The 21,685-nt window shown below is 74.0% G+C and carries 19 protein-coding genes; 15 read left to right on the top strand and 4 right to left on the bottom strand.

Annotated elements, in window-relative coordinates:
- The first annotated feature begins 32 nt into the window (after positions 1-32).
- Positions 33-251 (top strand): MbtH family protein, encoded by a 219-nt coding sequence (locus ABT095_RS17970; RefSeq protein ID WP_350530388.1) that lies wholly within the window; start codon positions 33-35, stop codon positions 249-251.
- Here the strand turns inward: ABT095_RS17970 and ABT095_RS17965 are convergent.
- Positions 248-1,231, bottom strand: coding sequence for a 3-oxoacyl-[acyl-carrier-protein] synthase III C-terminal domain-containing protein (locus ABT095_RS17965; RefSeq protein ID WP_350530387.1), 984 nt, complete (start codon positions 1,229-1,231; stop codon positions 248-250). The two genes, ABT095_RS17970 and ABT095_RS17965, sit on opposite strands and share 4 nt — an antisense overlap.
- Positions 1,232-1,344: 113 nt before the next feature.
- Between ABT095_RS17965 and ABT095_RS17960 the strand changes: the two genes are divergently transcribed.
- From ABT095_RS17960 to ABT095_RS17935, 6 genes are read left to right on the top strand one after another with little or no spacing between them, the layout of a single operon-like run.
- Entirely contained in the window at positions 1,345-2,112 is a 768-nt protein-coding gene (locus ABT095_RS17960; protein ID WP_350530386.1) for a thioesterase II family protein, read from the top strand.
- A 26-nt stretch (positions 2,113-2,138) separates the two neighbouring features.
- Positions 2,139-2,990 (top strand): 3-hydroxyacyl-CoA dehydrogenase family protein, encoded by an 852-nt coding sequence (locus ABT095_RS17955; protein ID WP_350530385.1) that lies wholly within the window; start codon positions 2,139-2,141, stop codon positions 2,988-2,990.
- Positions 2,991-3,021: 31 nt separating this feature from the next.
- The gene (locus tag ABT095_RS17950; protein ID WP_350530384.1) at positions 3,022-3,282 is read left to right on the top strand and encodes an acyl carrier protein; all 261 of its coding nucleotides are present in this window, start codon (positions 3,022-3,024) and stop codon (positions 3,280-3,282) included.
- A 4-nt stretch (positions 3,283-3,286) separates the two neighbouring features.
- The gene (locus ABT095_RS17945) at positions 3,287-4,420 is read left to right on the top strand and encodes an acyl-CoA dehydrogenase family protein (protein ID WP_350530383.1); all 1,134 of its coding nucleotides are present in this window, start codon (positions 3,287-3,289) and stop codon (positions 4,418-4,420) included.
- A gap of 2 nt (positions 4,421-4,422) precedes the next feature.
- Entirely contained in the window at positions 4,423-5,460 is a 1,038-nt protein-coding gene (locus ABT095_RS17940) for an HAD-IIIC family phosphatase (protein WP_350530382.1), read from the top strand.
- 1 nt (position 5,461) lies between these two features.
- Positions 5,462-6,274: a 4'-phosphopantetheinyl transferase family protein gene (locus ABT095_RS17935; RefSeq protein ID WP_350530381.1), complete on the top strand. Its 813-nt coding sequence runs from the start codon at positions 5,462-5,464 to the stop codon at positions 6,272-6,274.
- On the opposite strand, the gene ABT095_RS17930 is transcribed toward ABT095_RS17935, so the two are convergent.
- Positions 6,162-6,845, bottom strand: a complete 684-nt coding sequence (locus ABT095_RS17930) for an ArsR/SmtB family transcription factor (protein WP_350530380.1) — start codon at positions 6,843-6,845, stop codon at positions 6,162-6,164. The two genes, ABT095_RS17935 and ABT095_RS17930, sit on opposite strands and share 113 nt — an antisense overlap.
- Before the next feature lie 90 nt (positions 6,846-6,935).
- Here ABT095_RS17930 and ABT095_RS17925 point away from each other — a divergent pair, with 90 nt between their 5' ends.
- On the top strand, positions 6,936-8,168 hold the full coding sequence (locus tag ABT095_RS17925; RefSeq protein WP_350530379.1) for an MFS transporter: 1,233 nt from the start codon (positions 6,936-6,938) through the stop codon (positions 8,166-8,168).
- A gap of 24 nt (positions 8,169-8,192) precedes the next feature.
- On the opposite strand, the gene ABT095_RS17920 is transcribed toward ABT095_RS17925, so the two are convergent.
- Positions 8,193-9,014 (bottom strand): helix-turn-helix transcriptional regulator, encoded by an 822-nt coding sequence (locus ABT095_RS17920; RefSeq protein WP_350530378.1) that lies wholly within the window; start codon positions 9,012-9,014, stop codon positions 8,193-8,195.
- Between the two features lie 421 nt (positions 9,015-9,435).
- On the opposite strand from ABT095_RS17920, the gene ABT095_RS17915 reads away from it, so the two are divergent.
- The 7 genes from ABT095_RS17915 to ABT095_RS17885 all read left to right on the top strand — a co-directional run bounded on the left by ABT095_RS17915 (position 9,436) and on the right by ABT095_RS17885 (position 20,391).
- Positions 9,436-10,557, top strand: coding sequence for a ParB/RepB/Spo0J family partition protein (locus tag ABT095_RS17915; RefSeq protein WP_350530377.1), 1,122 nt, complete (start codon positions 9,436-9,438; stop codon positions 10,555-10,557).
- Positions 10,558-10,712: 155 nt separating this feature from the next.
- Positions 10,713-14,609 (top strand): non-ribosomal peptide synthetase, encoded by a 3,897-nt coding sequence (locus tag ABT095_RS17910; protein WP_350530376.1) that lies wholly within the window; start codon positions 10,713-10,715, stop codon positions 14,607-14,609.
- A gap of 131 nt (positions 14,610-14,740) precedes the next feature.
- Complete coding sequence (locus ABT095_RS17905) at positions 14,741-14,968, top strand: MbtH family protein (RefSeq protein WP_350530375.1); 228 nt, start codon at positions 14,741-14,743, stop codon at positions 14,966-14,968.
- A gap of 17 nt (positions 14,969-14,985) precedes the next feature.
- Positions 14,986-16,263, top strand: coding sequence for an aminotransferase class I/II-fold pyridoxal phosphate-dependent enzyme (locus tag ABT095_RS17900; protein ID WP_350530374.1), 1,278 nt, complete (start codon positions 14,986-14,988; stop codon positions 16,261-16,263).
- Between the two features lie 23 nt (positions 16,264-16,286).
- Entirely contained in the window at positions 16,287-19,379 is a 3,093-nt protein-coding gene (locus ABT095_RS17895) for a non-ribosomal peptide synthetase (protein WP_350530373.1), read from the top strand.
- A 64-nt stretch (positions 19,380-19,443) separates the two neighbouring features.
- On the top strand, positions 19,444-19,635 hold the full coding sequence (locus ABT095_RS17890) for an antitoxin (protein WP_350530372.1): 192 nt from the start codon (positions 19,444-19,446) through the stop codon (positions 19,633-19,635).
- Between the two features lie 138 nt (positions 19,636-19,773).
- Positions 19,774-20,391 (top strand): HdeD family acid-resistance protein, encoded by a 618-nt coding sequence (locus ABT095_RS17885; protein WP_350530371.1) that lies wholly within the window; start codon positions 19,774-19,776, stop codon positions 20,389-20,391.
- Between the two features lie 159 nt (positions 20,392-20,550).
- Here the strand turns inward: ABT095_RS17885 and ABT095_RS17880 are convergent, their stop codons facing one another.
- The gene (locus tag ABT095_RS17880; protein WP_350530370.1) at positions 20,551-21,570 is read right to left on the bottom strand and encodes a LacI family DNA-binding transcriptional regulator; all 1,020 of its coding nucleotides are present in this window, start codon (positions 21,568-21,570) and stop codon (positions 20,551-20,553) included.
- Positions 21,571-21,685 lie beyond the last annotated feature (115 nt).

Raw genomic sequence — 21,685 nt, 5'->3', positions numbered from 1 at the left:
GGCCCGGTGAACCGGACACGAGGAGAGCTGAGTTGAGCGAGCAGGCACCGCGCCGCGACTTCCGGGTCGTGGTCAACGAGGAGGAGCAGTACTCGGTCTGGCCGGAGCGCCTCGCGGTGCCCGACGGCTGGCGGGCCACCGGCTTCACCGGCCCGCGCGAGGACTGCCTGGCCCACGTGGAGGAGGTCTGGCAGGACATGCGCCCGCTGAGCCTGCGCCGCGCGACGGCGGCGCAGGCCCTCGAGGGCTAGCTCCGGTGAACGGCCGAGCGCAGTGGACCGGTCACCTCGACCAGCATGCTGCTCCAGGCCGCGACGGGGGAGTTGTTCATCACCAGCACCAGGTCGCCGGTGCGGAACTCCCCCTCCGCCAGCCCGGTCTGCAGGTTCAGCGCGATGTCGGTGGAGCCGACGTGGCCGTAGGCCCGCAGGTTCGACCGGCAGGCGGCCGCCAGGGAGATGTCGAAGGACTGCTCGTAGAAGTCGAAGGCCCCGAGGGAGAGGTTCTGGGTGACGAAATGATCGACGTCCTCCATGGCGAGCCCCTGCCTGCCGAGCAGCTCCTCATTCATCCGGGCAAATCGCTTCTTGCTCTCCACCGCCAGCGAGAAGGAGTAGCGGCGCAGATCCGCGCAGGCCTCCTGCCACTCGGCGAAAGGCTTTCCGAGGTAATCCACCTGGAAGAGGTCCCAGTAATCCCCGTTGGTCTCCAGGGCGATGTCCACGATGCGCAGCGCACCGTCCCGGGCCAGGCGCAGCGCCATCGCGCCGTCCCCGTTCACCGTCACCGGGCGGCGGTAGCGCCGGCTGCCGGGCGGCCGGTTGCCGTGCGCGAGGACCACGCCGGGCAGTGCCGGATCGGCGGCCAGCAGGCCCCGGCCGACCATCAGCGCGGCCGAGACCGAGACGCAGCCGAGCTCCGAAACGCCCATCGCCAGGCCGTCGGTGAGGCCCGAGTCGCGCTGCGCGCGAGTCGCCTCGGAGGCGGTCAGCAGCTCCGGGTAGCGCCCGCCGACCAGCAGGAAGGCAGCCGCCGAGCGGTCGGCCAGCAGCCGGGCGGCCTCGGTGGCCAGCTCGGTGGCCGGGCGCCCCTCGGCCTCGCGGACCGACTCGATGCCCAGGCGCTCCAGGATCTCCCGGTCTGTCGCCGCAAGATCCTCCCGCTCCGCCACCTCGGCGGCGGACACCCGCTTCTCCGGCAGGATCGTGACAATTTCGGAAATGCCGAACACGGTACTCCCCTCTCTTCTGGCGGCTGCCATGGTCGCACGGGGGAGAAGGGTGAGTCCAGGGTTCGGATTTCGCAGCAAGTGGCCATTCCAGCTGAATCGAAAGAGCATCGGCAATGAGCATCGTGTACCCTCCGGGGGCGATATCGGAGAATCCCTGGATCGTCGGCCGGCTGGCCGTCGGCAGCCCCCGGCTGCGGCTGCTCTGCCTCCCGAACGCGGGCGGCTCGGCCGGCTCCTTCGCCGACTGGCGCAAGGTGCTGCCGGCCGGGATCGAGATGGTGCCGGTCGAACTGCCGGGCCACGGCACCCGCGCGGGGGTGCCGTACGCCGAGTCGGTGCCCGAGCTGGTGGCGGGCCTGCTGGCGGCGGTCGAGGGCGAACTCGCCGTGCCGTACGCGGTGTTCGGGCACAGCTTCGGGGCGGTGCTCGGGCTCGAGCTGGCACTGGCGGCCGGGCGGCGCGGGCTGCCGGCGCCGCGGGCGGTGCTGGTCTCGGGAGCCTGCCCGCCGCACCTGGTACGGCAGCGCCCGCCCCGGCCGCAGGGTGACGCGGAGCTGACCGAGTGGCTGCGGGTCACCGGCGGTCTGCCCGAGGTGCTGCTGCGGCACACCGAGTACGTCCGGCAGGTGCTCTCCACCATCCGGGCGGACCTGCGGCTGGCCGAGGGCTGGGACTGGCCGGTGCCGCGCGAACTGCCGTTCCCGCTGCACGTGCTGGGCGGGCGGGAGGACCCGGTGGTCTCCCCGGCCGAGCTGGAGGAGTGGGCCGAGTACGAAGGCCCCGAACTGACCATCACGATCCATCCCGGCGGCCACTTCTACCTGTTCGAGCGGCCCGCGCCGGTGCTCGACTCCATCGCCGAGGCACTGAGGCTCCCGTGAACGAAACGACTGAGAGGGACACCGCCATGACCAAGCCGACCGTCGGCGTGATCGGGGCCGGCACGATCGGCCGGTCCGTCGCGCACGCGCTCGCCGTCACCGGCCACCGGGTGCTGCTGGTGGACACCGCGCAGGAGATCCTGGACGACGCGCTCGCCAAGGTGCGCCGGGAGCTGCGCTTCGCCCGCCTGCTCGGCGCCGACGCCGCGCAGGACGACGCGGGCGCGCTGGCCCGGATCACCCCGACGGTGAGCCTGGCGCCGCTGGCCGAGGCGGACTTCGTGATCGAGAACTCCACGGAGGACTGGGAGGTCAAGCGCGCCGTCTACCGCGAGCTGGAGGCCGCCTGCCGCCCGGGCGTGGTGTTCGCCGCCAACACCTCCTGCGTGCCGGTGGCGAAGCTCGCCGCCGAGACGGCCCGCCCCGAGCTGGTGCTCGGTATGCACTTCATGAACCCGGTGCCGCACAAGCCCGTGGTGGAGGTGATCCGGGGCGCCCTGACCGCGGACTCGACCGTCGAGCGGGCCGAGCAACTGCTGGCCGGAATGGGCAAGTCGGGCGTGCTGGTGAACGACTCGCCCGGCTTCGTCTCCAACCGGGTGCTGATGCTGGCCGTCAACGAGGCCGCCTTCCTGGTGCAGGAGGGCGTGGCCGGGCCCGCCGAGGTGGACCGGATCTTCACCTCCTGCTTCGGCCACCCGATGGGCATGCTCGCCACCGCCGACCTGATCGGCATCGACACCGTGCTGCTGAGCATCGAGATGCTGGAGCAGAGCTTCGCCGACCCCAAGTACCGCCCCTGCCCGCTGCTCAAGGAGATGGTGGCCAAGGGCCACCTCGGCAAGAAGAGCGGCCAGGGCTTCTTCAGCTACGCCTGACCCCCACCCCACCTTCGAAGGAGAGCTCCCCATGGCCGCCGTCCTGACCCCGGACGAGATCCGCGAGCGCACCCGCTCGTACCTGACCACCAGCCTCGCGCGCGAACTCGCCGACGACGAGGACATCTTCGCCGCCGGTTTCGTCAACTCCCTCTTCGCCGCACAGCTGGTGACCTTCGTGGAGGACCGCTTCGGCATCACGGTGGAGAACGACGAGCTGGAGCTGGCGCACTTCAGCTCGGTGGACGCCGTGACGGCCTTCGTCACCGGCAAGACCGGCGGGGCCCGGTAAGGCCGTGCGGCTCTCACCCGACCCCGAGCAGCTCGATCTGCACGCGGCCTTCCGCAAGCTCGCCGATGAGGCCGTTGCCCCGCTGGCCGCGCGGCACGACCACGAGGAGCGGATCGACCGCGCCCTGATCGACCTGCTCGCCGCCGAGGGCTGCCTGGCTCCGCTGGTGCCCGAGGAGTTGGGCGGCCGGGGCCTGGACGCGATCTCCTACGGCCTGCTGCACGAGGAGATCGGCCGGGCCTGCTCCTCGACCCGCAGTCTGCTCACCGTGCACGACATGGTGGCCGACACCGTGCGCCGCTGGGGCAGCGCCGAGCAGCGGGCGGCCTGGCTGCCGAGGCTGGTCTCCGGCGCCGCGATCGCCGCCTTCGCGCTCAGCGAGCCGGAGGCGGGCAGCGACGCGGCCGCCGTCAGCACGGCCGCCGAGCAGGTGCCCGGCGGGTGGGAGCTGACCGGCACCAAGCGGTGGATCAGCTTCGGCCAACTCGCGGACGTGTACCTGGTGTTCGCCCGGACGGCGCGCGGGCTCTCGGCCCTGCTGGTCGAGCGGGGCACCCCCGGACTCGAGATGGTGCCGATCACCGGCATGCTCGGCACCCGGGGCGCGATGCTGGCCGAACTGCGCTTCGACCGCTGCCGGCTGCCCGCCGACGCGCTGGTCGGCCCCGAGGGCCGGGCGCACCCGTACATCACCGTCTCGGCGCTCACCCTCGGCCGGTACAGCGTGGCCTGCGGCAGCATCGGGATCGTGCAGGGCTGCCTGGACGCGGCCACCGAACACGCGGCCCGGCGAGGGGTGGGGCAGCACCAGCTGGTGCAGCGGCTGATCGCCGACATGGTGGTCTCCGCCCGGGCCGGCCGGCTGCTCGCCCTGCGGGCCGGGGAGTTGATCGGCGCGGGCGGCCCGGACGCGCCGATGGCCGCCACCGAGGCCAAGTACTTCGCCGGGATCGCCGCCGCCGACGCCGCGCGGGACGCCGTGCAGGTGCTCGGCGCGACGGGCTGCTCGGCGGACAGCCCGGTGGCCCGCTACTACCGGGACGCCAAGGTGATGGAGGTCATCGAGGGCAGCAACGAGATCAGCCAGACGATGATCGGCCGGTTCGGCCACGCCACGCGAACGGGATGGAGGGGATGAGCATGACCACAGCGGAGAAGCCGCTCAAGGTGGTGGTCTGGGACCTGGACAACACCTTCTGGCAGGGCATCCTGCTCGAGGACGGCGACGTCGAACCCCGGGAGGGGGTGGCCGAGGCCGTCCGGGAGCTGGATGCCCGGGGTGTGGTGCAGTCGGTGGCGAGCCGCAACGACGCGGCCACCGCGCTGGCCCGGCTCACCGAACTCGGCCTGGCCGAGTACTTCCTGGTGCCGCAGATCGGCTGGGGCGCCAAGTCGGAGTCGGTGCGGCGGATCGCCGAGGCACTCAACCTCGGCCTGGACGCCTTCCTCTTCCTGGACGACGACCCCTTCGAGCACGCCGAGGTCTCCCGGGCCCACCCGCAGGTGCGCACCGCCGAGTTCACCGACGCCGCCGCCCTGCTGACCCGCCCGGATCTCGCGGTGGCCCCCGGCACCCCGGACGGATCCTGGCGCCGCCTGCAGTACCGGACCGACCTGCGCCGGGCCGACGCCGAGCAGGAGTTCACCGGCACGCCGGACGAGTTCCTCGCCACGCTGGGGCTGCGGCTGACCGTCCGCCACGCCCAGCCGGGCGACTTGCGGCGGGCCGAGGAACTCACCGTCCGCACCCATCAGTTGAACGCCACCGGCTACACCTACTCGATGGCAGAGCTGGACGAGCTGCGCAGCTCCGCGAGCCACGCGCTGCTGGTGGCCGAACTCGCCGACCGCTTCGGGGACTACGGCACGATCGGCCTGGTGCTGGTCGAGCAAGGTGCCGAGCTGTGGACGCTCAAGCTGCTGCTCGTCTCCTGCCGGGTGATGTCCCGGGGCACCGGCACGGTGCTGCTCAACCATGTGATCGGGCGGGCGATCGAGCAAGGGGTGCGGCTGCGCGGCGAGTTCGTGCCGACCGACCGGAACCGGCCGATGCAGGTGGCCTACCGGTTCGCCGGTTTCGCGCCGGCCGGGGAGGAGAACGGCGTGATGCTGCTCGAGCACCGGGGCGGCACCGCCCCCGCGCTGCCCGCCCATCTCGACCTGCGGTCGGCCTTCTGAGATGAAGCAGCCTGAGATGCGGCCGCCCCCGCCCGGGGAGGTGGACCTGTGGTGGATCGGGCCGGCCTCGCGCCGGCCCGGCTCCGCCGTGCTCGGCCCCGAGGAGCGGGCCCGCCTGGCCCGCCTGACCGACCCCGCCGCCCGGGCCGCCTTCGCCCGGCGGCGCGGCGCACTGCGCAGCATCCTCGCCGACTACACCGGCCGCCCGCCCGCCTCGCTGGCGTACCGCACCACCCCGGCCGGCCGCCCCGAACTCCCCGGCGGCCCGGCCTTCTCCCTCTCCTCGGCGGGGGAGTGGGCCCTGCTGGCGGTCGGGGCGGAGCCCGAGCTGGGCGTCGACCTTGAACAGACCGGTCAGGGGCGGGACTTCAGGGCGGTGGCGCGGAGGTTCCTGCCGGGCCTGGTGCTGCCCGAGGATGCGGCGGGCGCGGGCGCGGGCGCGGGCGCGGGCGCGGGCGCAGGCCGCACGGAGGACGGGCCGCGCCGGACGGACGACGGGCCGGGCTTCGCGGGCCACCTGACGCCTGGGCAGGGCGCCGAGGCTGCCTTCCTGGTGGCCTGGACGGAGTACGAAGCGCGGCTGAAGGCGGCCGGGGCGGGGCTCGGCGCCGTGCCCGAGCGGGCGCGGGGGTGGCCGGTGCTGCGGCTCTGGGCACCGGTGGGGTACACGGCGGCGCTGGTCAGCGCGCGGCCGTCGGTGGTCACGGTCCGGCCGGGCCCGGCGGCGCAGCCGACCGGTCGTCCGGCAACTGCGGCGGCGCGGTCGGCGGGTCGTCCGGCAGGCGTGGCGGCACTGCCGCGTACAGGAGGCTGAAGAGCGTGATGTCCACCGCGTGTTCGTCCGGGCAGTCGCCCTCGCCGGCCAGTTCGTCGAGGAGGGCCCACAGCTGTCCGGTCAGCCGCAGGTACCGTTCGGGGCTGACCCGGAGGGTGAAGTGGCCGAGGGCGGTGGGGAGTCCGGCGGAGCCGTCGCGTGGGGCGCCGAGGTCGATCCGGCCTGCCAGGAAGTGGTCCCGCAGCTCGGCCCTGGTCGCGTCCAGGGCGGCGAGCAGGGTGTCCAGCGCCTCCGGCTGCTCGCCCGGCGTCCCCTGCAGGATCGCCCGGGAGAGCCGCAGCGAGCGCTGGGCGGCCACGTACCGGCTCTCCACGATGCCCGAGACCAGCCGGGTGCCGGCCACCGCGATCAGCCCGACCTTCTCCAACTGCCGTACGTGCCGGTACAACTTGGACGGGGATTCGCCGAGCTCGGCGGCGACCTGCTTCACCGAGCGGGCGTCCCGGCCGTGCCGGGTGAGGACTCCGAGGATGGCGAGCCGCAGCGGATCGGCGAGCGCCTTGAGCGTCTCGACGTCGTCGACCTCGCGTTCTCTGGCTGGCTCTCGCATCGTGCCATTCAGCCATATGCCCAACTCTTGTGCAATCAATCGCAGTTCTGCAAGCATTGACGGTAGCGTGAATAGTAGGGGAGACGCCTCGTGACGGCGGTAGGAGTCGAGCAGGCCACGGCGGCGGAGTTGACACCGCTGCGCAGGAACTGGCGCTTCCAAGTCCTCTGGGGCGGCTCGGCCGCCTCCATGGTGGGAGCGAAGATCGCGGACACCGCGTACCCCCTGCTCCTCCTGGCGATGACCGGATCCTCCACCGTGGCCGGGGCGTTCAGCGCGCTGCAGCTCGGCGCGACGGTGGTCTTCGGCATCCACGGCGGCGCGGTGGCCGACCGGCACAACCGGCGGTACATCCTGATGGCGGCCGACGGCTTCCGGTTCCTGGTCGCCCTGTCGGTGCTGACGGCGCTGGCCCTGCACCACCTGACGGTCTGGCACACCCTGCTGGCCGCGGTGGCGATCGGCGGCGCGATCGCCTACGGCGCACCGGTGCGGATGCTCGCGCTGCGCTCGGTGGTACCCAAGGAGCAACTGCGGCTCGCGCTCTCGCAGGACGAGGCGCGTACCAGCGGGTCCGGCCTGGTCGGTCCGCCGCTGGCCGGCTGGCTGCTGGGGCTGGACCGGGTGGCGCCGTTCGTCGGCAGCGCGCTCGGCTCGCTGTTCTCCTTCCTGTCGGCCTGCCTGGTGCGCTTCGACGGGCGGCCCGACGCCGCCGCCGCGCGGGCGCGCGGCGGGGCGATGGAGGGCTTCAAGGTGATCCTGCGCAGCCCGGCGCTGCGCTCCACCCTGCTGGTCTCGATGGCGGTCAACGTGGCCGGGTCGGCGATGCTGCTGCCCTTCATCGTGCTGATGCGCAGCCAGGGCACCGGCAGCTCCGGGATCGGCCTGGCCCTTTCGGGCGAGGCCGTCGGCGGGATCCTCGGTGCCTTCCTGGTGACGCGCCTGCACAAGCTGATGGGCCCGGGCAAGCTGATGCTCACGGTGACCTGGCTGGTGGTGCCGGTACTGCTGGTGCCGCTGCTGCCCGGCGGCCCGGTGGTGGTCTTCCTGGCCCTGCTGGTCTCGATGCTCGGCATCCCGGCGCTGAAGGTCATGATCGATGTACTGATCTTCCAGCGGGTGCCGGACGAACTGCGCGGCCGGGTGATCTCGGCGACCATCACCACCTTCATGATGGGCATGCCCGCCGGGATGATGACCAGCGGTCTGCTCCTCGACCACCTCGCGCCCGCCACCGTGCTGGTGCTCTTCTCGGCGCTGCTCGCCCTCGCGCTGGTCCCGGCCACGCTGGGACGTTCGCTGCGGACCGCGACCTGGGAGTGATCCCGCCTGCCGGCCGACGTTCCGTCAGCCGGCGGCCGGTGCCTCGAGATCGTGCGCGAGCCGGAAATTCACCAGCCCGAGCTCGGCCACCTTGAGACCGGCCTCGAAGCGGGAGCCGACCGAGAGGCTATTCAGGATGGTGGCGACATGCCTGCGATACGTCCGGACCGACACGTTCAGCTGGCGCGCGGCGGTCTCGTCCTTCATACCTGCGCAGAGTTTGTGAAGAACTTTCGACTGTGTCTCGTCCAGCACCACCGCCGCCGGCGTCCGGTGAATGCGGGTCAGTTCCAAAGCCTGGTCCCAGAGGGCACGGTGGAATTGGTGCAGTGCCCCCGCCGCCTCCCCCCGGGCCAGCAGCACCTGGGGGCGCCCGCCGGGCCCGGTGATCTGCAGGATCGCCAGCTCGGCGTCGAGCGCGACCATGCTCGGCAGGTGACCGGGCGCCACCCTGACCTGTACGCCTTCGGCGGCCAGCCGTCCCAACTGCTGGCGGTGCCGCCAGTCGAGGGCGGCGGTGCGGTGCTGGAGCACCTGCAGGGTGTGACCGCGACCGAGGATCTCCCGACGGACGAAATCGGGAAATTCCGCCGTCTCCTGGTCGGTGAGTTCGCTGACCGGGCCGCCCACCACCTGGAGGGTGAGCGGGGTGCCGGGACGCTGCTCGATCGCCTCACGCAGGACCGTCGGGGTGGTGACGGGATCTATGGTGGCGACGAGTTGCGAGGATTGCCGACGATAGGAGTTCAGCGCTTCTCCGATTATTTCTTGGGCGCGGCTGATCGCTTCTTCGCTGGCAATACCGGCGGTCGGATTAATTCGATTTCCGTCCACGGTGTGATACACGGGAGACCTCTCGGAAAGTTCGCCAAGCCTGGGATTCCTGGTGGGGCGCACCCGTCGGATCGCGCTGGTGCGGAACCTTCCCCGGACTGAAGACTAAGCGTGAACCAGGGTGGACGTCGAGAGCCGTCGTTGGTCAGCGAGGCTGCATGTGCGGCTCTTGACAGTGGTCTGACATGGAGTCAGCCCAAGGAGGTGCCCCGGTCGCCGGGGCGGCGGAGGGCGGGGTCGCGGGCGAGCCTGCCCCGGCGCGGCGATCCGGAAACGGCTAATGGGATTCGGTCTTCTCCGGTGATTGGTGGCCTTGCGAGTGTCCGTTCGGGCTGGCACCATCGCGGATGGTTTCGTTCCGGGTATCCGGTTCGACCCGAAGTGGGGGTGGGCGGCTATGACGCGGGAAACATCGGGCGCAGTGGATGTATCGGTGGCAGAGAAATACGCCCGGCCCGCACCGGCGGCCGGGCCCGCGGAGGTCGTCCCGCGGGCCCTGACGGTCGTGCGGCCGGGCGCCCCGCCGCTGCCCGCGCCCGGAGCCGGCGGGGCCGACCTGCCGTGCCGCGTGGTGGTGCGGGTGCCGGTCGGTCAGCTGGTGATCTGGGGCTCGCCCCGGGCGGGCGGCGAGGACGGCGAACACGTCCGCCTGCTGGCCGAGTCACCGGGCGCGCTGCCGCCGATCGTGGTGCACCGCCCGACCCTTCGGGTGGTGGACGGCCGGCACCGGTTACGCGCCGCGATCCTGCGCGGGGACCAGCACATCGACGTCTGCTTCTTCGACGGTGCCGAGGAGGACGCCTTCGTCCTCGCCGTCCGGCTGAACGCCGCCCACGGCCTGCCGCTCTCCGGGGCGGACCGGCTGGCGGCCGCGCTGCGCATCATCCGCTCCCACCCGCACTGGTCGGACCGGCGGATCGCCGGGGCGACCGGCCTCGCGGCCCGGCGGGTGGCGGCGCTGCGCCGTTCGACCGAGACCCCGGTGCAGTCGAACATCCGGGTCGGCAAGGACGGCCGCAGCCGCCCGCTGAGCGCCGCCGAGGGCCGGCAGCGGGCCGCCGAGATCCTGGCCGACCGGCCCGGCGTCACGCTCCGCGCGGTGGCCAAGGAGGCCGGGATCTCGCTCAGCACCGCCAGCGACGTCAAGGAGCGGCTGCGGCAGGGCCGGGAGGTCGTCCCGGCCCGGCGCCGGGAACCCGCCGCCCCGCCGTCGGCCCCCACGCCGCCGTCCGTCCCCGCACCGGCGCCCGTCGCCGCGCCGCCGTCCGTCGCCGCGCTGCCGCCGGTGGCGCCCCGCCGCCCGGCGCCGGCCGGCCCGGGCCCGGACCTGCGCGAGTCGGCGGCCCTGCTCCACCTGCTGCGGCGGGATCCTTCGCTGCGTTTCACCGAGGTCGGCCGGGAGCTGCTGCGGCTGATCAGCGCCCAGCCGGTGAGCGCGGAGGTGTGGCAGGGCTTCGCCGACGGCGTCCCCGCGCACTGCGCGGAACAGGTCGCCCGGCTCGCCCGGCGGTTCGCGCAGGACTGGCTCAACTTCGCCGAGGCGTTGGAGCGGTAGGCCCGGCGGCCGATGGCCGGGTAGAGGTCCGTGCCGTGGCCTCCCCGGCTTCCGGCGGGAGGCCCTGAGGCCCGCCCGACCGAGCGTCGGGCCGGGCCGTCCCCGTACGGCCGGAGCCCGAGAGGCGGGCCGGCCGAAGACCCAGAGGAGTCGGCGTGTTCCCGTTGTCGTTCGCGCAGCAGCGGCTGTGGCTCATCGACCGGGTGGAGGGCCCCAGCCCGGTCTACAACGTCCCGATGGCCGTCCGGATCCGCGGCCCGCTGGACCGCGCCGCACTGGCGGCGGCCCTGGGCGACGTGGTGGCGCGGCACGAGACGCTGCGCACCCGCTACCCGGACACCGACGGCGTGCCCTGGCAGGAGGTGCTGGATCCGGACGACCTGCCGCTGCCGGTGCACCCGGCGACCGAGCGCGAGCTGCCCGGCCTGCTCGCGGCCTTCGGCGCGCTCACCTTCGACCTGCGCCAGGACCTGCCGGTCCGGGCCGCGCTCTTCGAGCTGGGCCCGCAGGAGACGGTCCTCGCCTGGGTGATCCACCACATCGCCACCGACGGCGGCTCGACCGGGCCGCTGTGCACCGACCTCGCCCGGGCCTACGCCGCCCGCCGCCGGGGCGCCGCGCCCGACTGGGCACCGCTGCCGGTGCAGTACGGCGAGTACGTGCTCTGGCAGCGGGAGGTGCTGGGCGAGGAGAGCGATCCGCAGAGCGAGATCAGCCTGCAGAGCGCGTTCTGGCGCCGGGAGCTCGACGGACTGCCGGACCAGCTGGCCCTGCCCTACGACCGCCCCCGGCCCGCCGAGGCGAGCCACCGGGGCGACGCGGTGGCCCTGGAGTTCGACGCCGGGCTGCACCGGGCCCTGGCCGGGCTGGCCCGCGAGTGCCGGGCCAGCACCTTCATGGTCTTCCAGGCCGCGCTGGCCGCGCTGCTCACCCGGCTCGGCGCCGGCACCGACATCCCCCTCGGCACCCCCACCGCCGGGCGGGACGACGAAGCGCTGGAGGAGCTCTGCGGCCTCTTCGTCAACACCGTGGTGCTTCGCGCCGACACCTCCGGCGACCCGAGCTTCCGGCAGCTGGTCACCCGTCAGCGCACCACCTCGCTGGGGGTGTTCGCCAACCAGGACCTGCCCTTCGAGCGGGTGGTGGAGCTGGTCAACCCCGCCCGCTCGCTGGCCCGCCACCCGCTCTTCCAGGTGCTGCTGGCCTTCCAGCACGAGGCGGGCGAGGAGGAGAACCTGCGGCTCGACGGGCTCGGCACGGAGTTCGAGCCGGTCGACTCCGCGGTCTCGAAGTTCGACCTGACCCTGACCGTGGCGGAGCGCACCGACGCCGACGGCGCCCCGGCCGGGCTGCTCGCCGCGCTGCGCTACGCCACCGACCTGTTCGACCGGACCACCGCGGAGCGGATCGCCGCGCAGCTGCACCGGCTGCTGGCCGCCGCCGCGGCCGACCCGGACCAGCCGATCGGCCGGATCGACATCCTCGGCCCCGAGGACCGCCGCCGGGTGCTCACCGAGTGGAACGGCGCCACCACCCCGGCCGCCACCGCGACCCTGCCCGCCCTGGTCACCGCCGCCGCCCGCCGCACCCCGCAGGCCCGCGCCCTGGCGGACGGCGGCACCACCCTGAGCTACGCCGAGCTGGAGGCCGGGGCCAACCGGCTGGCCCACCTGCTGGCCGGGCACGGCGTCGGCCCCGAGCGGCTGGTCGCCGTCGCACTGCCCAGCTCGGCGCGGGCCGTCACCGCGCTGCTCGCCGTGCTCAAGGCCGGCGGCGGCTACCTGCCGCTGGACCCGGCGTACCCGGCCGAGCGGCTCGGGTACATGATCGAGGACGCCCGCCCGGCCCTGGTGCTGACCGCCGAGGGCTTCGACGGACTGCCTGCCGGCGACACCCCGGTGCTGCGGCTGGACAGCCCCGAGACCCTGGCCGCCCTCGCCGGGCAGCCCGCGCAGGCCCCCGCCGCCCAGTCCGCGATCGCCCCCCGGCACCCCGCGTACGTGATCTACACCTCCGGCTCCACCGGGCGCCCCAAGGGCGTGGTGATCGAGCACGCCGCGCTCAGCGACTACCTGGCCTGGTGCGGTGCGGCCTACCCCGCGGCGGCCGGCACCGCCGTGCTGCACTCCTCGCTCTCCTTCGACCTCACCGTCACCGCCCTGTGGACCCCGCTCACCGTGGGCGGCCAGGTGGTGCTCGGCTCGCTCACCGAGCCAGGCGAGGCCGAGCGGGCCCGGCTCGCCGCCGAGCCGTGCACCTTCCTCAAGGCCACCCCCAGCCACCTCCCGCTGCTCGCCGAGGCCCCCGGCGGATTCTCGCCCGCCGGTCAGTTGCTGCTCGGCGGCGAGGCCCTGACCGGCGAGGCCGTCCGTGCCTGGCGCTCGGCCCACCCCCGGGCCGAGGTGCGCAACGTCTACGGACCCACCGAATCCACCGTCAACTGCGCCGAGTACCGCATCCCGCCCGGCGCCGACCTGCCCGACGGCCCGGTGCCGATCGGCCGCCCGCAGGCCAACGCCCGGCTGTACGTGCTCGACCCCGCCCTCCAGCCCTGCCCGCCCGGCGTGACCGGCGACCTCCACCTGGCCGGGGCCGGGCTGGCCCGGGGCTACCTCGGGCGGCCCGGCCTGAGCGCCGAACGCTTCGTCGCCGACCCGTACGGCCCGCCCGGCAGCCGGATGTACCGCTCCGGCGACCTCGCCCGCTGGCGCCCCGACGGACAGCTGGAGTTCGCCGGGCGGGCCGACCACCAGGTGAAGATCCGGGGCTTCCGGATCGAGCCCGGCGAGGTCGAGGCCGTGCTCGCGGCCGACCCGGCGGTGGCCCAGGCCCGCGTGGTGGTCCGCGAGGACACCCCCGGCGACCGTCGGCTGACCGCCTACGTGGTGCCCGCCCCGGGCTCCGAGCCCGACGGCGAGCGGCTGCGCGAGCGGGCCCGGCGCAGCCTGCCGGAGTACCTGGTGCCCGCCGCCGTGCTGGTGCTGCCCGCCCTGCCGCTGACCGTCAACGGCAAGCTCGACCGGGCCGCCCTGCCCGCGCCCGGCCCGGCGGGCGGCGGCCGCGAGGCCCGCACCCCGGTCGAGGTGCTGCTCTGCGGCCTGTTCGCCGAGGCGCTCGGGCAGCCCGCCGTCGGCGCCGACGAAGGCTTCTTCGAGCTCGGCGGCCACTCCCTGCTCGCCGCCCGGCTGGCCCGGCGGATCTCGGACGCGCTCGGCGTCGAACTGCGGCTGCGCGACCTCTTCGAGGAGCCCACCCCCGCCGGGCTGGCCCGCCGCCTGGAGGCCGAGCGCGACCGGGAGGCCTTCGAGGTGCTGCTCCCGCTGCGCGCCGCCGGCCGCGGCACCCCCCTGTTCTGCGTCCACCCCGGCGGCGGCATCAGCTGGGCCTACACCGGCCTGCTGCGCCACCTCGACCCGGAGACCCCGCTCTACGGCCTGCAGGCCCGGGGCCTGACCGAGGGCGGCCCGCGACCGGCCACCGTCCGGGAGATGGCCGCCGACTACCTCACCCAGATCCGCGCGGTGCGGCCCGAGGGCCCGTACCGGCTGCTCGGCTGGTCCTTCGGCGGGGTGGTGGCGCACGAGATGGCCGTCCAACTCCAGGCCGCCGGGCAGGAGGTGGAGCTGCTCGCACTGCTCGACGCCTACCCGGCCGTGGACGCCGAGGGCCGCCGGCTGGTCTTCCCCGCCGACGCCGAGGACGGCGACCGGCTGCTGGCCGAGCTGGTGGAGCGGGGCGAGGTGGCCGAGCTGGACCAGGCGATCGGCGGCCTGGCCGGGCTGGCGGCCGACGAACTCCCGCGCGTGCTCGGCTGCCTGCAGCACCACCGGCAGCTGCGCCGGGCGCACCGGCCGGGCCGCTACCGGGGCACCCTGCACTTCTTCACCGCCGCCGAACAGCGGGCCGAGGGCATGCCCGCGGCCGCCGCCTGGGAGCCGTTCACCGAGGGCACCCTGGCGGACGTCCGGGTGGCCGCCGCGCACCCGGAGATGCTGGGCCGCCAGGCGCTCCTGACGATCGGCCAGGAGCTGGCCAAGGCCCTGACGGTCTGAGCCGGCCGGGTGGCAGGTTCTTGCAAGCATTGCCCGGGGCGCAGCCCTGTCGCTCCGGGCGCCCGGCTCCTAGCTTGTTCAGCGGGCCGCGACGTGATCCCGGCGGCCTCCCGGCGAGGAGGACTTTTCTGATGGCGAATCCGTTCGACGACGAGAACGGCCGGTTCCGCGTGCTGGTCAACGCCGAGGGGCAGTACTCCCTCTGGCCGCTCTTCGCCGAGGTGCCCGACGGCTGGGAGATCCGCAAGGAGGAGGACGGCCGCGCCGAGTGCCTGGCGTACATCGAGGAGAACTGGACGGACATGCGCCCGGCCAGCCTGGTGGCCGCGATGGCCGCCGACCCGCCGACCGCCTCCTGACCGGGCCGGGTACCGCCGTGACCGACCTGGCGCCTCGGCCGGGCGGCTGGGGCTCGTACTCCTCACCGGCACCGGCTCCCGACCGCCCGGCCCAGCACCACCCCGAGGCCGTCTCCTTCGCGGCCGGCCGGCCCTTCGAGGGCTTCCTCGACCCCGGGCTGACCGAGCAGTACCTGCGCAGCTACCGGCGCCGCCTGGCGGACCGCCTGGCCGACGCGAGCGCCGTCCGGCTGTCCGTGCCGCAGTACGGACGGGCCATGGGCATCATCCACGAACTGGTCGCCGAGCACCTGTGGGCGGACGAGGGCATCGCGGTGGACCCGGACGCGGTGGTGGTCACCGCCGGCTGCCAGGAGGCGCGCTACCTCACGCTCCGAGCGCTGCGCCGCACCGACCGGGACGTCCTGCTCGCGGTGGCGCCCAGCTACCGGGGCCTGGACGCCGCCGCCCGGCTGGCCGAGCTGCGGGTGCTGCCGGTGCGCGACGCGGCGGCCGGCCTCGACCTGGCCGACCTGGTCGCCCAGGTGCGCCGCGCCCGGGCCGAGGGGCTGCGACCCCGGGCCTGCTACCTGGTGCCGGACTGCGTGAACCCCGCCGGGGCCGTCCTCGACGGGGCCGCGCGGCTCGAACTGCTGCGGCTGGCCGACGAGCACGACTTCCTGCTGATCGAGGACAGCCCGTACGAGCTGGTCGGCGACCGCGACGGCACCGGCCCGGCCGCCCTCAAAGCGCTGGACGGGCACCGGCGGGTGATCCACCTGGGCTCTTTCGCCCGGGCCGGCGCCCCCGGCGCCCGAGTGGGCTACGCGGTGGCGGACCAGTGCCCGGCCGAGCCCGCGACCGGCCGGCCCGAGCCGCTGGCCGAGCTGCTCCGGCGGATCAAGCGCGCGGTGACCGTCGACACCGCGCCGTCCGCCCAGGCCGTGATCGGCGGCAAGCTGCTGCACCACAACTTCCGCCTGCGGGCGGCCCGGCAGGGCGAGACCCGGGCCCGCCAGGACAACCTGCGCCTGCTGCGCCAGGGCCTCACCGACCGCTTCGCCGGCACCACCGGGATCGGCTGGCAGATCCCGGACGGCGGCTTCCTGTGCCGGCTCGACGTCCCGTTCGCCGCCGGGGAGGAGCTGCTGGCGCACTGCGCCCGCACCCACCGGGTGCTGTGGACCCCCGTCCACCCCTTCTACGCCGGGGCCGAGCCCCGGCCGCAACTGCGGCTCTCGGTAGGGCGCTTGGAGCAGGAGGAGCTGCTCGAAGGGCTGGACCGGCTCGCCGAGTTCGTGCACGCCCAGCTCTGACCCCGCCGAGAGAAGAGGTGGCCGTGGCCTCCCGACCCACCGTCGTCCCGTTGTCCCCCGCGCAGCGCCGGCTCTGGTTCCTGTACCAGCTGGAAGGCCCCTCCGCGCTCTACAACGTCCCGGTGGTCACCCTGCTCACGGGCGAGCTCGACCTGCCCGCCCTCTCCGCCGCGCTCACCGACGTGGTCGGCCGGCACGAGTCGCTGCGCACGCTCTTCGCCGAGGTCGACGGCCGTCCGAGCCAACTGGTGCTCCCGGCCGAGCAGGCCGTGGTGCGGGTCGAAGCCGTCGACTGCCCGCCCGAGCGGCTGGCCGAGGCGACGGCGGCCGCCTGCCGCCACGTCTTCGACCTGGCGACGGACCTGCCGATCCACGCCGAGCTGATCGACTCCGGGGCAGAGGAGCGCACCCTCGTCGTGGTCATGCACCACATCGCCACCGACGGCTGGTCGCTGGGCCCGCTCGCCACCGACCTCGCCGCCGCCTACGCCGCCCGGCTGGCCGGGCACGCCCCCGGGTGGGAGCCCCTGCCGGTGCAGTACGCCGACTACGCCCTCTGGCAGCACGACCTGCTCACCGAGAGCGCCCCGGACGACAGCGAGCTCGGCTCCCAACTCGCCTACTGGCGGGCGACCTTGGCCGATCTGCCGGAGGAGATCGCCCTCCCCGTCGACCGCCCGCGCCCGGCCCGCGCCTCCTACCGGGGCGATCGGATCGAGCTCGCGCTGGACGCCGCGCTCTCCGAGCGCCTGCGCGGCCTGGCCCGCACCCACGACGTCACCGTCTTCATGGTGGCCCAGGCGGCGGTGGCCGCACTGCTGACCCGGCTCGGCGCGGGCACCGACATCCCCCTCGGCACGGTCCTGGCCGGCCGGGGCGACGACGCCCTGGCCGAGGTGATCGGCTTCTTCGTCAACAACGTGGTGCTGCGCACCGACACCTCGGGCGACCCGACCTTCGCCGAGCTGCTCACCCGGGTCAGGACCACCACGCTGGGGGCCTTCGAGCACCAGGACGTGCCGTTCGACCGCGTGATAGAGGAGCTCCAGCCCTCCCGCTCGCTCGCCCGCCACCCGCTGTTCCAGGTGGCAGTGGTCGGGGAGCACTGGGAGGAGTCCTGCCTCCCGCTCCCCGGCTTGGCCGCCAGGCCGGGCGAAGTCGCCCTGGACACCGCCAAGTTCGACCTCGAGTTCGGCTTCCTGGATGCCCCGGACGGCACCCTGTCCTTCGTGGTCGGCTACACGCGCGACCTCTTCGACCACGCCACCGCCGAGGCGCTGGGGCAGCGCCTGGTCCGCCTCCTCGGTCAGGTGGCCGACGAAGTGACCGTCCGGGTGAGCGAGTTGGAGCTCGTCACGGCGGCGGAGTCGGCGGTGCTGCTGGCGTGGGGTGCGGGGGCGACGGCTGCGGGCGATCGGGGGAGTCTGCTGGAGCTGTTCGAGGCGCGGGTGGTGGCCGCGCCGGACGCGGTGGCGGTGGTGGCGGGTGAAGTGTCGCTTTCGTACGCGGAGTTGGCTACTCGGGTGGGTGGCCTGGCGGGCGTGCTGGCTGCGGCGGGGGTGGGGCGCGGGGCTGTGGTGCCGGTGCTGATGGAGCGTTCGGCGGACCTGGTGGTGGCGCTGCTCGCGATTCTGCGGGTGGGGGCGGCGTACCTGCCGGTGGATGCCCGGTGGCCGCAGGCGCGGGCGGCGAAGGTGCTCGGTGAGGCGCCGGTGGTGGTGGACGAGCAGTGGACAGGGTGGGCGGCGGCTTCCGGGGCGCTCGGGAGCGGGTTCGTGGGGCCGGTGGTGGAGCCGGCGGAGCTCGCCTATGTGATGTACACCTCGGGGTCGACGGGCGAACCGAAGGGTGTCGCGGTGACCCAGCGGGGAGTGGTGGACCTGGCGCTGGACGCGGTCTGGGGCCTGGACGCCTCTTCCGCGGTCCTGTTCCACTCGCCGCACGCCTTCGACGCCTCGACGTACGAGATCTGGGCGCCGCTGCTGGCGGGTGGGCGGATCGTGGTGGCTCCGGAGGGTGAGTTGGATGCGGCGGGGGTGCGACGGCTGGTCGCCGAGCAGGGGGTGACGCATCTGCATCTGACGGCCGGGCTGTTCGGGGTGATCGCGGAGGACGATCCGGGGGCGTTCGCGGGGCTGGCGGAGGTGCTGACCGGTGGCGATGTGGTGTCGTCCGGCTCGGTCGGCCGCGTGCTGGAGGCCGCCCACGGGGTGCGGGTGCGCACGCTGTACGGGCCGACGGAGGCGACGCTCTGCGTCAGCCAGCAGTGCTGGGAGAAGGCCCCGGGTGTCTCGGTGCCGTTGGGGGCGGCGATGGCGGGGGCGCGGCTGTCGGTGCTGGACGCGTGGTTGCGGCCGGTGCCGGCGGGGGTGCCGGGGGAGCTGTACCTGGCGGGGACGGGGCTGGCGCGGGGGTATCTGGACCGGCCGGGGCTGACGGCGGAGCGGTTCGTGGCGGATCCGTTCGGGCCGGTGGGCGGCCGGATGTACCGCACGGGTGATCTGGCGCGCTGGAGTGCCGACGGTGAGCTGGTGTTCCTGGGCCGGGGTGACGGCCAGGTGAAGGTGCGCGGGTTCCGGGTCGAGCTCGGTGAGGTGGAGGCGGCACTGGCCGGTGTGCCGGGGGTGGGGCAGGCGGTGGTGGTGCTACGGGAGGGCCGGCTGGTCGGGTACCTCGTGGGTGCCGAACTCCCGGCCACGGAGCAGGTGCTGGCGGCGCTGGCGGAGAGGCTGCCGGAGTACATGGTGCCCTCCGCGCTGGTGGTGCTGCCCGCGCTGCCGTTGACCGTGAACGGCAAGCTGGACAGGGCTGCGCTGCCCGCGCCGGACTGGGCGGCCGCGGTGAGCGGCCGGGCGCCGCGCACCCCGCAGGAGGAGACGCTCTGCGCGCTGTACGCCGAGGTGCTCGGGCTGCCCGAGGTCGGTATCGACGACAGCTTCTTCGACCTGGGCGGGCACTCGCTGCTCGCCGCCCGCCTGGTCAACCGCATCCGCTCGGCGCTGGGCGTCGAGGCGAGCGTCCGCTCGGTCTTCGAGACCCCCACCGTGGCCGGGCTCGCCCCGGCCCTGGCCACCGCCCGCCGGGCCCGGCCCTCGCTGCGCTCCCGGAGCCGGTGAGATGCGGGATCCGGTGGCACTGGGGATGCTGGAGGTCGGAAGCCCGATCAGGGAGGACGACCCCATGTCGATGTTGGACAAGCTCAAGGAAATGCTGAAGGGCCACGAGGACACCGCCCGTACCGGTGTCGAGAAGGCCGGCGACGCGTTCGACGCCAGGACGGAAGGCAAGTACTCCAGCCAGGTCGACACCGCCCAGCAGAAGATCAACGAGCAGCTCGGCAACCAGGCCCCACCCGACGACACCCAGGCCTGACCCCCGACTCCCCGAAGCCCCCGCCGCACCCCGCGCGGGGGCTTCGGCCTGCCCCGCACGGCAGGTCGTTGGGCCGTCCGGGGCGCAGCCGGGCGTCTGCGGTGGCAGGCTCCTGGCGGTGCTCGAAGGATGGGCCTCATGACACTGAACACTCCGCAGCGCCCTGACCAGTCGCCCTACGGGGACGGCATGCCGCCCGATCCGAGGGACCTCCTCGGCATGCTCGCCAAGAGCGCCTGGCAGGCGGTGCTGGTGGCCGGGCTGGTGGCGCTGGCGCTGGGCTGCATGGTGCTGGCCTGGCCGAAGGCGACCCTGGTGGTGGTCGGCATCCTGTTCGGCCTCTACCTGCTGATGACCGGCGTGCTCCAGCTGGTCGCGGCCTTCGGCACCCACGCCTCGACGGCGCTGCGGGTGATGGCCTTCATCTCCGGCGTGCTGTGTGTCCTGCTCGGCCTGCTGTGCTTCCGCAGCGCGCTGGAGTCGGTGCTGCTGCTCGCGCTGTGGATCGGCATCGGCTGGCTGTTCCGCGGCATCACCCAGACCATGGCGGCGCTCTCCGACCCCGACATGCCCGCCCGCGGCTGGCAGATCTTCGCCGGGGTGATCAGCCTGCTGGCCGGGGTGGTCCTGATGACCTCGCCGCTCACCTCGGTGGCCGTGCTGACGGTGCTCACCGGCTGCTGGCTGGTCGCGGTCGGCATCGTCGAGGTGTTCACGGCGCTACGCATCCGCCACCACCTCAGGAGCCTCGGCTAGGACCTCTCTTTCGGATCACGCCGGGCGGTCGCCGCCGGGGCACGCACCTCGACGGCTTCTCGTCGGTCGCCGATGCTCCGCATGGACTTCCTCCTCGGCGCCGCCGATGCACGCACCCCAACGACGCCCGCTGATCCGACGTGATCCGAGAGAGAGGCCCTAAGAGCACCCGCAGGAGCGCCGGACCACCAGCTCCGCCGGGAAGACCCGCAGCGGCTCGGGGTCCTGCCCCGGGGTGAGGCCGAGCACCAGCTCGACCGCCGCCCTGGCCATCGCGTCGCGGTCGGCCCGGACGGTGGTGAGCGGGGGATCGGCCAGGGCCGACTGCTTGATGTCGTCGAAGGCCGCCACCGCGAGGTCGCCCGGCACGGCCAGGCCCAGCTCGCGGGCGGCCCGGAGCACACCGATGGCCTGGTCGTCGGTCGCGCAGAAGACGGCCGTCGGCCGCTGCTCGCGGCGCAGCAGTTCCACCGCGACGCCGTACGCCCCGGAACGCCCGTACGGCGCGTCCACCAGCAGGTCGTCGGTGGGCAGACCGGCCCCGGCCATCGCGGCGGCCCAGCCGGCCACCCGCTCGGCGACCGGGTCGAGGGCGCCCAGCGAGCCGGGGGAGCGGCCCAGGCAGGCGACGGCGCGGTGGCCGTGCTGCTCGATCAGGTGGCGGACGGCCAGCTCGGCGCCGCCCTGGTCCTCGGTGACCACGGCGGTGTGGTGGGCGGCCTCGGAGCGGTGGTGCAGCAGGACCATCCGGGTGGTCTCGTCCTCGGCGACCTCGGCGGCGGCCCGGTTGGCGTTCACCTGGCTGATCAGGATCAGGCCGTCCACCCGCATGCCGAGGAACTCGCGCAGGTAGTGCTCCTCGCGGGCGTCCGAGTAGTCGGAGTTGCCGATAAGCACCAGGCGGCCGTGCTCGGTGGCGGCCTGCTCGACCGCGTGCGCCAGCTCGGCGAAGAAGGGCTGGCGGGCGTCCGGGAGCACCATGCCGATCAGGTTGGTGCGGCGCCGGGCCATCGCCTGGGCCATGCTGTCGGGCCGGTACCCGAGCTCCTCGATCACGGCGAGCACCCGCTCGCGGGTCGCCGGGGCGACCGGGCGGGGGCCGTTGTTGATGACATAGCTGACGACGGCCGTCGAGACGTTCGCTCGGCGGGCCACATCGTTTCTCGTCACCTTGGGCATCGGGGAAGCGTACACGCCTGACCGGACACCGGGGACCGCACACAGAACAACCCGGTACAGCGCGTAGCCGGAGGTAGGTAGGATGATCCCGCCCACAGCAGAAGAAAGCTGCCCC

It is taken from the genome of Kitasatospora sp. NPDC002227 (genome assembly GCF_040296285.1).
In the GTDB taxonomy this organism is placed as follows: domain Bacteria; phylum Actinomycetota; class Actinomycetes; order Streptomycetales; family Streptomycetaceae; genus Kitasatospora.
The sequence above is the reverse complement of the archived record's forward strand: the minus strand, read 5'-3'. Positions and strand labels throughout refer to the sequence as shown.